Origin of the sequence: Streptomyces sp. NBC_00459, from assembly GCF_036013955.1 — a bacterium.
Classification (GTDB): Bacteria; Actinomycetota; Actinomycetes; order Streptomycetales; family Streptomycetaceae; genus Streptomyces.
Genome location: NZ_CP107903.1, coordinates 1464369 through 1478617, shown reverse-complemented (window position 1 = coordinate 1478617; position 14249 = coordinate 1464369). Strand labels below are relative to the sequence as shown.

Below are 14249 nucleotides of genomic sequence, written 5' to 3'. Positions count from 1 at the left end.
GGGCGGGACATGGTCGGGCACGCTGTTGGGTGTCTGAGGGTACGGCTGTGAAGCCGCCTTCAGTGCCGGCCCCGGTAGAACTCCGCCTGTGATGGGTGGGGTGGTGGGTGGTTGGTCGTTGTTTGAGAACTGCACAGTGGACGCGAGCATCTGTGGCCAAGTTTTTAAGGGCGCACGGTGGATGCCTTGGCACCAGGAACCGATGAAGGACGTGGGAGGCCACGATAGTCCCCGGGGAGTCGTCAACCAGGCTTTGATCCGGGGGTTTCCGAATGGGGAAACCCGGCAGTCGTCATGGGCTGTCACCCACATCTGAACACATAGGGTGTGTGGAGGGAACGCGGGGAAGTGAAACATCTCAGTACCCGCAGGAAGAGAAAACAACCGTGATTCCGGGAGTAGTGGCGAGCGAAACCGGATGAGGCCAAACCGTATGCGTGTGAGACCCGGCAGGGGTTGCGTATACGGGGTTGTGGGATCTCTCTTTCATGGTCTGCCGGCCGTGAGACGAGTCAGAAACCGTTGGTGTAGGCGAAGGACATGCGAAAGGTCCGGCGTAGAGGGTAAGACCCCCGTAGTCGAAACATCAACGGCTCGTTTGAGAGACACCCAAGTAGCACGGGGCCCGAGAAATCCCGTGTGAATCTGGCGGGACCACCCGTTAAGCCTAAATATTCCCTGGTGACCGATAGCGGATAGTACCGTGAGGGAATGGTGAAAAGTACCGCGGGAGCGGAGTGAAATAGTACCTGAAACCGTGTGCCTACAAGCCGTGGGAGCGTCGCGTTGCATGCTTGCATGCAACGTCGTGACTGCGTGCCTTTTGAAGAATGAGCCTGCGAGTTTGCGGTGTGTTGCGAGGTTAACCCGTGTGGGGAAGCCGTAGCGAAAGCGAGTCCGAATAGGGCGATTCAGTAGCGCGCTCAAGACCCGAAGCGGAGTGATCTAGCCATGGGCAGGTTGAAGCGGAGGTAAGACTTCGTGGAGGACCGAACCCACCAGGGTTGAAAACCTGGGGGATGACCTGTGGTTAGGGGTGAAAGGCCAATCAAACTCCGTGATAGCTGGTTCTCCCCGAAATGCATTTAGGTGCAGCGTCGTGTGTTTCTTGCCGGAGGTAGAGCACTGGATAGGCGATGGGCCCTACCGGGTTACTGACCTTAGCCAAACTCCGAATGCCGGTAAGTGAGAGCACGGCAGTGAGACTGTGGGGGATAAGCTCCATGGTCGAGAGGGAAACAGCCCAGAGCATCGACTAAGGCCCCTAAGCGTACGCTAAGTGGGAAAGGATGTGGAGTCGCACAGACAACCAGGAGGTTGGCTTAGAAGCAGCCACCCTTGAAAGAGTGCGTAATAGCTCACTGGTCTAGTGATTCCGCGCCGACAATGTAGCGGGGCTCAAGCGTACCGCCGAAGTCGTGTCATTCCAGCAATAGGGCCAACGCCTGTTGGGATGGGTAGGGGAGCGTCGTGTGCCGGGTGAAGCTGCAGCGGAAGCTAGTGGTGGACGGTTCACGAGTGAGAATGCAGGCATGAGTAGCGATACACACGTGGGAAACGTGTGCGCCGATTGACTAAGGGTTCCTGGGTCAAGCTGATCTGCCCAGGGTAAGTCGGGACCTAAGGCGAGGCCGACAGGCGTAGTCGATGGATAACCGGTTGATATTCCGGTACCCGCTGTGAAGCGTCAAACATTGAACCAGGCGATGCTAAGTCCGTGAAGCCGCCCCGGAGCCTTCGGGCAAGGGGGAGTGGTGGAGCCGACGGACCAGACCTGCAGTAGGTGAGTGATGGGGTGACGCAGGAAGGTAGTCCATCCCGGGCGGTGGTTGTCCCGGGGTAAGGGTGTAGGCCGTGTGATAGGTAAATCCGTCACACATTAGGGCTGAGACCTGATGCCGAGCCGATTGTGGTGAAGTGGATGATCCTATGCTGTCGAGAAAAGCCTCTAGCGAGTTTCATGGCGGCCCGTACCCTAAACCGACTCAGGTGGTCAGGTAGAGAATACCGAGGCGTTCGGGTGAACTATGGTTAAGGAACTCGGCAAAATGCCCCCGTAACTTCGGGAGAAGGGGGGCCATCACTGGTGAGGAGACTTGCTCTCCGAGCTGGGGGTGGCCGCAGAGACCAGCGAGAAGCGACTGTTTACTAAAAACACAGGTCCGTGCGAAGCCGTAAGGCGATGTATACGGACTGACGCCTGCCCGGTGCTGGAACGTTAAGGGGACCGGTTAGTCACATTTCGGTGTGGCGAAGCTGAGAACTTAAGCGCCAGTAAACGGCGGTGGTAACTATAACCATCCTAAGGTAGCGAAATTCCTTGTCGGGTAAGTTCCGACCTGCACGAATGGCGTAACGACTTCTCGACTGTCTCAACCATAGGCCCGGTGAAATTGCACTACGAGTAAAGATGCTCGTTTCGCGCAGCAGGACGGAAAGACCCCGGGACCTTTACTATAGTTTGATATTGGTGTTCGGTTCGGCTTGTGTAGGATAGCTGGGAGACTGTGAAGCGGGCACGCCAGTGTTTGTGGAGTCGTCGTTGAAATACCAGTCTGGTCGTGCTGGATGTCTAACCTGGGTCCGTGATCCGGATCAGGGACAGTGTCTGATGGGTAGTTTAACTGGGGCGGTTGCCTCCTAAAGAGTAACGGAGGCGCCCAAAGGTTCCCTCAGCCTGGTTGGCAATCAGGTGTTGAGTGTAAGTGCACAAGGGAGCTTGACTGTGAGACCGACGGGTCGAGCAGGGACGAAAGTCGGGACTAGTGATCCGGCGGTGGCTTGTGGAAGCGCCGTCGCTCAACGGATAAAAGGTACCCCGGGGATAACAGGCTGATCTTCCCCAAGAGTCCATATCGACGGGATGGTTTGGCACCTCGATGTCGGCTCGTCGCATCCTGGGGCTGGAGTCGGTCCCAAGGGTTGGGCTGTTCGCCCATTAAAGCGGTACGCGAGCTGGGTTTAGAACGTCGTGAGACAGTTCGGTCCCTATCCGCTGCGCGCGCAGGAACATTGAGAAGGGCTGTCCCTAGTACGAGAGGACCGGGACGGACGAACCTCTGGTGTGCCAGTTGTCCTGCCAAGGGCATGGCTGGTTGGCTACGTTCGGGAGGGATAACCGCTGAAAGCATCTAAGCGGGAAGCCTGCTTCGAGATGAGTGTTCCCACCCACTAGATGGGGTAAGGCTCCCAGTAGACGACTGGGTTGATAGGCCAGATCTGGAAGCCCGGTAACGGGTGGAGGTGACTGGTACTAATAGGCCGAGGGCTTGTCCTCAGTTGCTCGCGTCCACTGTGTTGGTTCTGAAACCACGAACAACCCCATGCCCGGGGCCACCGGGTGTGGTGCGGTTGATATGTGTTTCACCGTGTTTCGGTGGTCATAGCGTGAGGGAAACGCCCGGTTACATTCCGAACCCGGAAGCTAAGCCTCACAGCGCCGATGGTACTGCAGGGGGGACCCTGTGGGAGAGTAGGACACCGCCGAACTCCTTTTATAGCTCCGGCTCTTGGGCATACCGCCCGAGAGCCGGAGCTTTTTTGCGTTGAGGTAGGGTCAGGGGGCATCGTTGGCTCATTTCCCTCAGGAGGCTCCCGGGTGGAGGTCCAGGAGACCCGCGTCCAGACAGACCGGGTCCTCACCATCCCGAACATCCTCAGCATGGCGCGCCTCGTCGGCGTACCCGTCTTTCTCTGGTTGATCCTTCGGCCTGAGTTCGGCGGTCCGGAGAGCGACGGCTGGGCGCTCCTGGTACTCATGCTGAGCGGGATCAGTGACTATCTGGACGGCAAGCTCGCGAGGCGCTGGAACCAGATCAGCAGTCTCGGCCGGCTCCTTGATCCTGCAGCCGATCGGCTCTACATTCTCTCGACTTTGGTCGGTCTCACGTGGCGCGAGATTCTGCCAATCTGGTTGACCGCTGCACTGTTGGCGCGAGAGCTGGTTCTGCTGGTGATGGTGGGCATCCTCAGGCGTCACGGGTATCCGCCGCCGCAGGTGAACTTCCTGGGGAAGGCCGCTACGTTCAACCTGATGTACGCCTTCCCACTTCTACTGCTCAGTGACGGAAGTGGATGGATCTCGTCACTCGCTGCTATTTTCGGATGGGCGTTCGCCGGATGGGGTACAACCCTGTACTGGTGGGCAGGAGTCCTCTACGTGGTACAAGTCCGCCGGCTGGTCCGTGCGGACGCCATGGCCGATTGAGCTCGCCGATTGGGCGACTGTAGTGGCTCGATGGCCCGCTTCGAAAAAGTGCGGGACAATCTGGACGGGTGAAGTCGGCTAGACCGTCTCTTCAAGGAGGACGCTTCCGACATGAAGGCCGTCGTGATGGCCGGAGGCGAAGGCACACGCCTTCGCCCAATGACCTCAAGCATGCCCAAGCCGCTCCTGCCAGTGGCCAATCGGCCGATCATGGAGCATGTGCTGCGGCTGCTCAAAAGGCATGGGCTCAACGAGACAGTCGTCACTGTTCAGTTCCTGGCCTCGCTCGTCAAGAACTACTTCGGTGACGGCGAAGAGCTCGGGATGGAGCTCACCTATGCCAATGAGGAGAAGCCACTCGGTACCGCCGGAAGCGTCAAGAACGCTGAAGAGGCGTTGAAGGACGACACCTTCCTCGTCATCTCCGGTGATGCCCTGACCGACTTCGACCTCACCGAGCTCATCAATTTCCACAAGGAAAAGGGTGCGCTCGTCACTGTCTGCCTGACGAGGGTGCCGAATCCACTGGAATTCGGTATCACCATCGTGGACGAGGAAGGCAAGGTCGAGCGCTTCCTCGAGAAGCCGACCTGGGGGCAGGTCTTCTCGGACACCGTGAACACCGGTATCTACGTCATGGAGCCCGAGGTCTTCGACTACGTCGAGGCCGACACTTCCGTCGACTGGTCCGGTGATGTCTTCCCGCAGCTTATGAAGGAAGGCCGGCTGGTCTACGGCTACATCGCCGAGGGGTACTGGGAAGACGTCGGTACGCACGAGAGCTATTTGAAGGCGCAGGCCGACGTCCTTGAGGGCAAGGTCGATGTCGAGCTCGACGGCTTCGAGATCTCGCCCGGTGTGTGGGTTGCCGAGGGCGCCGAAGTGCATCCCGATGCCGTGCTCCGCGGGCCCCTCTACATCGGGGACTACGCCAAGGTCGAGGCCGGTGTGGAAATCCGTGAGCACACCGTGGTGGGCTCGAACGTCGTCGTGAAGAGCGGGGCCTTCCTGCACAGGGCCGTGTTGCACGACAACGTGTACATCGGGCAGCACAGCAATCTGCGGGGCTGCGTGGTCGGGAAGAACACCGACATCATGCGCGCCGCGCGGATCGAGGACGGAGCGGTCATCGGCGACGAGTGTCTCGTCGGTGAGGAATCGATCATTCAGGGGAACGTACGCGTCTACCCGTTCAAGACGATCGAGGCCGGCGCCTTCGTCAACACCTCGGTGATCTGGGAGTCGAGGGGGCAGGCGCATCTTTTTGGTGCCCGTGGAGTTTCCGGAATCCTGAACGTCGAGATCACACCCGAGCTTGTGGTGCGGTTGGCCGGTGCCTACGCGACCACCTTGAAAAAGGGGTCCACCGTCACCACTGCGCGCGACCACTCCCGCGGAGCCCGCGCGCTGAAGCGGGCGGTCATCTCAGCGTTGCAGACCAGCGCCATCGACGTACGAGACCTGGAAAACGTTCCGCTGCCGGTGGCGCGGCAGCAGACCGCGCGGGGAAGTGCCGGAGGGATCATGATCCGGACGACGCCCGGTGTGCCTGATTCCGTCGACATCATGTTCTTCGACGGGCAGGGGGCGGACCTCTCTCAGGCAAGTCAGCGGAAGCTGGACCGGGTGTTCGCGCGGCAGGAGTACCGGCGGGCGTTCCCTGGGGAGATCGGGGATCTGCATTTCCCGGCCAGTGTGTTCGACTCGTACACCGGGTCGTTGCTGCGGAACGTCGACACGACCGGGATCGCGGAGTCCGGGCTGAAGGTCGTCGTGGATGCGTCCAATGGCAGTGCGGGACTTGTGCTGCCCAGTCTGCTCGGGAAACTGGGGGTCGATTCACTGACCATCAATCCCGGTCTCGACGAGTCCAGGCCGACGGAGTCCGCGGATACCCGGCGTTCCGGGATGGTGCGGCTCGGAGAGATCGTGGCGTCGGCAGGTGCCGCCTTCGGCGTGCGTTTCGATCCGGTGGGTGAGCGGCTTTCGCTCGTCGACGAGAAGGGGCGGATCATCGAGGATGACCGGGCGCTGCTCGTCATGCTCGACCTGGTGGCCGCGGAACGGCGCAGTGGGCGAGTGGCGTTGCCGGTGACCACTACCCGAATCGCCGAGCAGGTCGCCGCCTATCACGGGACACAGGTGGAGTGGACCACTACATCTCCCGACGATCTGACCCGGGTCGGGCGGGACGAGTCGACCATCTTCGGCGGGGACGGGCGCGGCGGATTCATCATCCCCGAGTTCAGCAGCGTGTTCGACGGTTCGGCGGCCTTCGTACGGCTTATCGGGCTGGTCGCGCGGACGCAGCTCACGCTCAGCCAGATCGATGCCAGGATTCCGCGGGCGCATGTCCTGAAGCGCGATCTGGCGACTCCCTGGGCAGTCAAGGGACTTGTCATGCGGCGGGTCGTGGAGGAGGCCGGAGAGCGGTTCGTCGACACGACTGACGGAGTGCGGGTGGTCGAGACCGATGGGCGGTGGGTGATGGTTCTGCCCGACCCGGCGGAGGCTGTCACGCATCTGTGGGCCGAAGGGCCGGACGACGCTTCCGCGCAGGCGCTGCTCGACGAATGGTCCGCTGTCGTGGACGGCGCCGGTCGCTGAATCGACGTACACGCGCGCGTGCCGGACAAGGGTTCCCCAATGGGGCCTGTCCGGCACGCCGGTGGGGGCGTTCGGAGGCACTGGTCGCGACGTGGGACGATGTGCGGCATGCCGCAGCAGCCCCCCGTTCGGAGCATTCCCACGAGCCGATCCCGACCGGACGCGTCCATGTCGCTGCTCACCAACGTCATGGACCACAGCCTCGACGAGGGGTACGCCGAGGCTGCCGCGCGCCGGAAGGCCGCCGGCGACGGCGGGTTGCCGAAGCCGCTCAGAGCCAAGTTGGGCCTTGCCGCCGGTCTGGTGCTCGCCGCGCTGGTGGTGACCGTGGGAGCTGCCCAGGCGCGGATAGCGGCACCCGTGGTCGCCAAGGAACGCGAAGAGCTGATCGACCGGATCGACCGCGAGACCGAGTCGGCCGACAAGCTGGAGGAAACGGTCGACCAGTTGCGTGACGACGTGAGCGCGCGTCAGCGTGCGGCGCTGAAGTCGGAGGGCGGCGGTGAACAGGCCGACCTGGTGGGCATCCTGTCGGGGGCGACCGAGGTGCACGGGCCGGGTGTCAAGCTGGTGGTGGACGACGCGAAGGAAGCCGACAGCGTTGCCGGCGGGGACGCGCGGGAGACCTCGGGGTTCTCCGACACCGGGCGGGTGCGTGACCGGGACATGCAGCGGGTCGTGAACGGACTGTGGCAGTCGGGCGCGGAGGCCGTCGCGATCAACGGGCAGCGGCTGACGGCGCTGTCGGCGATCCGGGCCGCGGGAGACGCGATACTGGTCGACAACAAACCGCTGGTGCCGCCGTACACGGTGCTCGCGGTGGGGGACGGCAAGCGGCTGAGCACCAGGTTCCAGGACAGCGCCGACGGACTGTATCTGCACGCGCTGCAGGAGAACTTCGACATCCGGACCAGCATCTCCGTGGAGAGCGACCTCCGGCTGCCCGCCGCTCCGAGCGTGATCGTACGTACAGCACAGCCGAGAACAGAGAAGGGCACATCGTGATCGCGGTACTGGGCCTCGTCGTGGGCGTCGTGGCTGGATTGTTGGTCCGGCCCGAGGTGCCGGCTGTCGTCGAGCCTTACTTGCCCATCGCCGTCGTCGCGGCCCTGGACGCCGTGTTCGGCGGTCTGCGGGCCATGCTCGATGGCATCTTCGTCGACAAGGTCTTCGTGGTGTCGTTCCTGTCGAACGTCGTCGTGGCCGCGCTGATCGTCTTCCTGGGCGACAAGCTGGGCGTGGGCGCCCAGTTGTCCACCGGTGTCGTCGTGGTCCTCGGTATCCGTATCTTCTCGAATGCCGCGGCGATCCGCCGGCATGTGTTCAGGGCCTGACGTCGATGAGTGACAACGACAAGAACGACGCGAGCGACAAGCTCCCCGCAGGGGGCGAGAAGCGGTTGCGCGAGGAACTGCCCGCAGAGGTCTCCGTCACGCCCGCGCAGGCCTCGGATGCGCAGGCTCAGGACGCGGGGGCCGCGGCGGCAGGTGCTGCGGGGACCGAGCCGCCGCTGACCGGCCGTCAGCGGCTGGGCAAGGGGCTGTGGCCGCCGCGGGTGACCCGGGCCCAACTCATCGTCGCGCTGCTGCTGTTCGGGCTCGGATTCGGGCTGGCGGTGCAGGTGGCGTCCACCAGTGACAACGACGGTGCCCTTCGCGGTGCGCGTCAGGAAGACCTCGTACGCATTCTGGATGAACTGGATGACCGTACACAGCGTCTTGAGGACGAGAAGCAGGGTCTCGAAGATCAGCGGACCGAGTTGGAGAACAGCTCGGACCAGGCTGAGGAGGCCCGTAAGCAGACGGTCGAGAAGGAGCGGCAACTGGGCATCCTGGCGGGCACGGTGGCCGCGCAGGGGCCCGGGATCACGCTGACCGTCGAGGACACGAAGGGAACGGTCGAAGCCGACATGCTGCTCGACGCGATCCAGGAGTTGCGTGCGGCCGGTGCCGAGGCGATCCAGGTCAACGGTGTACGGGTGGTCGCAGGGACCTATCTGGCGGACGAGGACGGTGGGGGAGTGAGCGTCGACGGGAACAAGATCGACACGCCCTATCGTTTCAAGGTCATCGGTAAGCCGCAGGATCTCGAACCGGCGCTCAACATCCCCGGGGGTGTGGTGCAGACCCTGGAGAAGGAGCAGGCCACCGTTGCCGTGGAGCGGGCGGACAAGATCGTTGTGGACGCCTTGCGAGCGGCGAAGCAGCCTGACTACGCTCGGTCGTCCTCCGAGTGAACCGGGGGTGCATGGGGGTTGTCCGGGGAGGGCATGAGGTTGCGGGGGGTCGGCGCACCGAATGGGTGGTGCGTGGTGGAAACTGTCAGGTGGCGGCGGACGTTGTGAGGATGTCCGGGTCTACCGGTAGGTGCAGTCAGGGTTCGTCCTGCCCCACGGGCGGGTCTGTTTCGGTCAAGGGGAATCGCCCGTGAAGTTGTTTGCGAAGTTGTTCGGCAAGAGCGCGCGAGAGGGCAACAGCGACAACGCGACCGCCCGCCATCGCGCACAGCCTGACGCGGACGGCCAGCGTCCGCTGTTCCGGGACCAGGTCGGTGGTCCGGGCGGTGACGTTCCAGGAGGTCAGGGCGCGCCGTCTGTTGACCCTGCCCAGTCCGGGCGCATAGGTTTCGGGGAACCGTCAACCTCAAGTACGGGTGGAGAGTTTTCCGCCGGTCAGTATGCGTCCAATGCCCCGGCGGGGCAGCCGCGGCAGGAGGATCCGTCGATGTCGGGCCTGGTGTGTACGAGGTGCGGTAACCGCAACGCGGAGAACAGCCGCTTCTGTTCGAACTGCGGCGCGCCGCTGCGGCCCGGGGTCACCCCCGAGCGGCCTTCGGAGACGACGTCCACGATCTCCATCTCCGGTATCGAGGCGTACGACGCCGAGGTCACCGGTCAGACGCAGATGCCGATGCTCTCTCCCGAGGCGCAGGCCGCAGTGGATGCCCTGCCGCTCGGGTCGGCGCTTCTGGTGGTGCGGCGTGGCCCGAACTCGGGCAGCCGCTTCCTCCTGGACGGTGACCTGACCACGGCCGGGCGTCATCCGCAGAGCGACATCTTCCTGGACGACGTGACCGTGTCGCGCCGGCATGTGGAGTTCCGACGGGGCCAGGGCGGCATGTTCACGGTCGCCGACGTGGGCAGCCTCAACGGCACGTACGTCAACCGTGAGCGGATCGACGAGGTCACCCTGTCCAACGGTGACGAGGTGCAGATCGGCAAGTACCGGCTGGTGTTCTACGCGAGCCAGCGGGGCTACTGACCCTCCTCCGGACCGAGTCCGGAGGGACCCCAGGGAAGGTCCATGCTTCAAACACCGAGCGGCGGTGCCGGGCACGGCATCGCCGCCGCGGACAGTGGGCTGATGAGCATCGGCACAGTGCTGAACGCGCTGCGCGACGAGTTCCCCGAAGTCACCATCTCCAAGATCCGTTTCCTGGAGTCGGAGGGGCTCATCGAGCCACAGCGGACGCCGTCGGGGTACCGCAAGTTCAGTCCGGGGGACGTCGAGCGCCTCGGCCATGTCCTGAGAATGCAGCGGGACCACTATCTGCCGCTGAAGGTGATCAGGGAGTACCTGGACGCCATGGAGCGGGGGGAGGCCGTACCGCTGCCCACCGTCGGCCGGCAGCGGGACGGCGAGCCGGTTCTGGAGCCCGAGGGGCCCACCGCCGTCCGGATCGGCCGTTCCGAGCTGCTCGCGGCCGCCGGGATCGGCGAAGAGGAACTCGAGGAGTGGCAGTCGTACGGGCTGGTCGTGCCGCTCCCCGACGGGGCGTACGACGCGGAGACGGTCACTGTCGCCGCGCTCGTCGCCGAACTGGGGCGGTTCGGGATCGAGCCACGGCATCTGCGGGTGATGAAGGCCGCCGCGGAACGCGAGGCAGATCTGGTCGACCAGGTGGTTGCCCCGCTCAAACGCCACCGCAATCCGCAGACCAGGGCACTCGCGGAGGCCCGCAGCAAGGAACTGTCCGGGCTCACGGTGAAGCTGCACGCGGCCCTGGTGCGTGTCGCGCTGGGAGTGCGGCAGCCCTGAGCGGGGAGGGCCACGGGAGGGCGGATCGGTCACCCGTTCCGTGCCCGACTACCCAAACATCCCGGGCACGGCCTAGGGTTGCTGTGTGAACGAGCTCGATGTCGTAGGTGTCCGGGTCGAAATGCCCTCCAACCAACCGATCGTGCTCCTGCGTGAAGTGGGAGGCGACCGCTACCTTCCCATCTGGATCGGACCGGGTGAGGCGACCGCGATCGCCTTCGCCCAGCAGGGCATGGCCCCCGCACGACCGCTGACCCACGATCTGTTCAAGGACGTGCTGGAGGCCGTCGGCCAGGAGCTCACCGAAGTGCGCATCACAGACCTGCGCGAGGGTGTCTTCTACGCGGAACTGGTGTTCGCCAGTGGAGTCGAGGTGAGCGCCCGCCCGTCCGACGCCATAGCGCTCGCACTGCGTACCGGTACGCCGATCTACGGCAGCGACGGAGTGCTTGACGACGCCGGGATCGCGATCCCGGACGAGCAGGAGGACGAGGTCGAGAAGTTCCGCGAGTTCCTCGACCAGATCTCCCCCGAGGACTTCGGGACCAACAGCCAGTGAGCTGCGACAGCGACGGCTGACGAAGCTCGGGCCGCCCCACGGACCCACTGGTCCGTGGGGCGCGTCTTTTGGCCCGCGACGTCACGGATGATGGCAATTGCCAGCGGCGTGTGAGAGCGTCCTGCGGCCCACACGGAGCACATTCGGCTAGCCTTTCCCCGCGGTGGGGTACGGGAAACCACTCCTAGGGTGATTATCACTCGGCGTGCCGAGTGTGGCGATCGTTGACGCACCCCTGGTGACTGCCTACCGTCGAGAAGGCAGTTCAAGGACGGAGGTCGGCGTGAGAAGCAGCGGCGACGGTACGGCTGGGGGTGCCCCCGGACGCGGTCTGGGGGAGAGCGGCCCGTACCCTCCCCCAGACTCTCGGCTCCGCTCGAGCTGGGGGGACCCCCATCACAGCAGCGCGGCCGATCACGTTCCGCGGCGGCCGACGGCTGTAACAGGCAGCGGAGGGACGACTTCCATGGCGTCCGAGGAGATCGGCTACCGCGGTCCGACGGCGTGCGCGGCGGCCGGCATCACATACCGGCAGTTGGACTACTGGGCGCGCACCGGTCTGGTCGAGCCGAGTGTGCGGCCCGCGCACGGATCGGGGACGCAGCGGCTCTACAGCTTCCGGGACGTTGTGGTCCTGAAGATCGTGAAGCGCTTTCTCGACACCGGCGTCTCGCTGCAGAACATCCGTACGGCGGTTCAGCATCTCAGGGCGTGCGAGTTCCGAGATCTGGAGCGCATGACGCTGATGAGCGACGGTGCGACCGTCTACGAGTGCACCTCCCCCGACGAGGTGCACGCGCTGCTCCAGGGCGGGCAGGGCATTTTCGGTATCGCCGTCGGCGTGGTGTGGCGGGATGTGGAAAGCGCTCTCTCGCAGTTGCACGGGGAGCGCGTCGACACCGGCGAGACGCTCGTCGGGCACAACCCGACGGACGAACTGGCCCGGCGGCGCAACCGGGCGGTCTGAGCGCCGTCCCTGGGGTCCGGGGCATTGTCAGTGGCGTAGGGCAGCATCGGTGATGTGAGAAACGCGCCCACGATCCTGCATCTCGACATGGACGCCTTCTTCGCCTCGGCGGAGCAGGCGTCCAAGCCGAGCCTGCGTGGGAAGGCCGTTGTGGTGGGCGGGCTCGGGCCGCGCGGGGTGGTGGCGACCGCGTCGTACGAGGCCCGGGTTTTCGGGGTGCACTCCGCGATGCCGATGGCGCAGGCGCGCAGGCTCGCGCCGAACGCCGCCTATCTCGTGCCGCGGGGCGGGTTCTACAAGTTGATCAGCGAGCAGGTCATGGGGCTCCTGCACGCGCTGTCGCCCCTGGTGGAGCCGTTGAGCCTGGACGAGGCGTTCGTGGACCTGGAGGCCGGAGGGACGGCCTGGGACGAGGTGTCGGCGCGGCTGGCCGGGATCAGGCTGCGGGCGGACATACGGGCTGTCACGGGGCTCACGGGATCGGTGGGGCTCGCCGCGTCCAAGATGCTCGCGAAGATCGCTTCGGAGCAGGCCAAGCCGGACGGGCTGGTGGTCATCGAGCCGGGCACCGAGCGGGCGCTGCTCGGGCCGATGTCGGTGCGGACCCTGCCGGGGGTCGGCCCGGCGACCGGGGACCATCTGCGCCGGGCCGGGATCAGTACGGTCGACGAGCTGGCCGAGGCGGGCGAGGACGAGCTCGTACGGCTGCTGGGGAAGGCGCACGGGCACGCGCTGTACGCGATGGCGCTGGCGCACGACGAGCGGCCCGTGGTGGCCGAGCGGGAGACCAAGTCCGTGTCGGTCGAGGACACGTACGACGTGGACATCCATGACCGGGGCCGGGTGGGGACGGAGGTGCAGCGGCTGGCGGACCGGTGTGTGCGGCGGCTGCGCGGTGCCGGGCTGTCCGGGCGGACCATCGTCCTCAAGGTGCGGAGGTACGACTTCTCCACGCTGACGCGGTCCGAGACGCTCCGGGGGCCCACGGACGACCCCGGGGTGGTGCGGGAGGCGGCGGCCCGTCTCCTGGAGGCGGTGGACACGACGGGTGGTGTGCGGCTGCTCGGGGTGGGGGTCAGCGGTCTCGCCGACTTCACCCAGGAGGATCTGTTCGCGCAGGCCGCCGGGGAGTTGGCGGCGCTCGATCCGGCGGAGGAGGCCGAGCACGAGGGCGGTGAGCAGGAGGAGGAGCAGCCCGTCGAGCGCCACTGGACCACCGGGCACGACGTACGGCATGCCGACTTCGGGCACGGCTGGGTGCAGGGGAGTGGGCTGGGGCGGGTGACCGTCCGGTTCGAGACGCCGCAGTCGGAGCAGCCGGGGCGGGTGCGGACGTTCCGGACCGAGGATCCCGCGCTGGAGCCGGCGGACCCGCTGCCGTTGGTCGCCGGTGCGCCGCGAAGACCCGACGGTCCGGACGAGGAGTCGTCGGATCAGGCGTCGTCCGTGCCCGCCAGCCTGCCGAAGTCGTGGTCCGGGAACGGGGGCGGGGGAGCCACATCGAGGCCGTAGTGGTGGTAGAGCTGGAGTTCCTGCTCCGGGGAGAGGTGGCGGCCCACGCCGAAGTCGGGGGCGTCCTTGATCAGGGCCCGCTCGAAGGGGATGCGCAGTGTGCCGTCGATCAGCTCGCTGGGCTCCAGGGGTACGAAGGCGTCTCTGCTGAACAGCCCTGTCCTTATGGCCGCCCACTCCGGCATTCCCGTCGCGTCGTCGAGGTAGACCTCGTCGATCGTGCCGATCTTGGTGCCGTTGCGGTCGAAGGCCTTGCGGCCGATCAGGCTGCGCGGATCGATGTCGGTCTGCACGGCGCCTCCGTATGGTCGCAGTTCATCCGTAAGCACTACAAAAGAGCACTTCCGGGAAGGCGGCCAC

Annotated in this window: 11 protein-coding genes and 2 rRNA genes; 12 read left to right on the top strand and 1 reads right to left on the bottom strand. The window is 65.0% G+C overall.

The features are described from left to right. Window positions 1-154 precede the first annotated feature (154 nt). The 12 genes from OHN74_RS06330 (at window position 155) to OHN74_RS06275 (ending at window position 13889) form a co-directional block, all read left to right on the top strand. A 23S ribosomal RNA gene (locus OHN74_RS06330) occupies window positions 155-3277 on the top strand. A 95-nt stretch (window positions 3278-3372) separates the two neighbouring features. Further along, window positions 3373-3489, top strand: a 5S ribosomal RNA gene (rrf, locus tag OHN74_RS06325). Between the two features lie 109 nt (window positions 3490-3598). Beyond that, window positions 3599-4207, top strand: coding sequence for a CDP-alcohol phosphatidyltransferase family protein (locus OHN74_RS06320; RefSeq protein ID WP_327693552.1), 609 nt, complete (start codon window positions 3599-3601; stop codon window positions 4205-4207). A 111-nt stretch (window positions 4208-4318) separates the two neighbouring features. Beyond that, entirely contained in the window at window positions 4319-6814 is a 2496-nt protein-coding gene (locus tag OHN74_RS06315; RefSeq protein ID WP_327693551.1) for a mannose-1-phosphate guanyltransferase, read from the top strand. Between the two features lie 168 nt (window positions 6815-6982). Further along, window positions 6983-7819: a DUF881 domain-containing protein gene (locus OHN74_RS06310; protein ID WP_327693550.1), complete on the top strand. Its 837-nt coding sequence runs from the start codon at window positions 6983-6985 to the stop codon at window positions 7817-7819. Beyond that, on the top strand, window positions 7816-8148 hold the full coding sequence (locus OHN74_RS06305) for a small basic family protein (RefSeq protein WP_006376801.1): 333 nt from the start codon (window positions 7816-7818) through the stop codon (window positions 8146-8148). The genes OHN74_RS06310 and OHN74_RS06305 overlap by 4 nt, the downstream gene beginning before the upstream one ends. Before the next feature lie 5 nt (window positions 8149-8153). Further along, window positions 8154-9050: a DUF881 domain-containing protein gene (locus OHN74_RS06300; RefSeq protein ID WP_327693549.1), complete on the top strand. Its 897-nt coding sequence runs from the start codon at window positions 8154-8156 to the stop codon at window positions 9048-9050. Window positions 9051-9180: 130 nt separating this feature from the next. Continuing rightward, window positions 9181-10074, top strand: a complete 894-nt coding sequence (locus tag OHN74_RS42855) for an FHA domain-containing protein (protein ID WP_443060350.1) — start codon at window positions 9181-9183, stop codon at window positions 10072-10074. 42 nt (window positions 10075-10116) lie between these two features. Beyond that, entirely contained in the window at window positions 10117-10851 is a 735-nt protein-coding gene (gene ftsR, locus OHN74_RS06290; RefSeq protein WP_327693547.1) for a transcriptional regulator FtsR, read from the top strand. An 85-nt stretch (window positions 10852-10936) separates the two neighbouring features. Further along, window positions 10937-11410, top strand: a complete 474-nt coding sequence (locus OHN74_RS06285; RefSeq protein ID WP_006123076.1) for a bifunctional nuclease family protein — start codon at window positions 10937-10939, stop codon at window positions 11408-11410. Window positions 11411-11693: 283 nt separating this feature from the next. Next, window positions 11694-12377, top strand: a complete 684-nt coding sequence (locus OHN74_RS06280; protein ID WP_327693546.1) for a MerR family transcriptional regulator — start codon at window positions 11694-11696, stop codon at window positions 12375-12377. Window positions 12378-12431: 54 nt separating this feature from the next. Next, the gene (locus tag OHN74_RS06275) at window positions 12432-13889 is read left to right on the top strand and encodes a DNA polymerase IV (protein ID WP_327693545.1); all 1458 of its coding nucleotides are present in this window, start codon (window positions 12432-12434) and stop codon (window positions 13887-13889) included. On the opposite strand, the gene OHN74_RS06270 is transcribed toward OHN74_RS06275, so the two are convergent. Continuing rightward, the gene (locus OHN74_RS06270; protein ID WP_327693544.1) at window positions 13811-14182 is read right to left on the bottom strand and encodes a PRC-barrel domain-containing protein; all 372 of its coding nucleotides are present in this window, start codon (window positions 14180-14182) and stop codon (window positions 13811-13813) included. The two genes, OHN74_RS06275 and OHN74_RS06270, sit on opposite strands and share 79 nt — an antisense overlap. Window positions 14183-14249 lie beyond the last annotated feature (67 nt).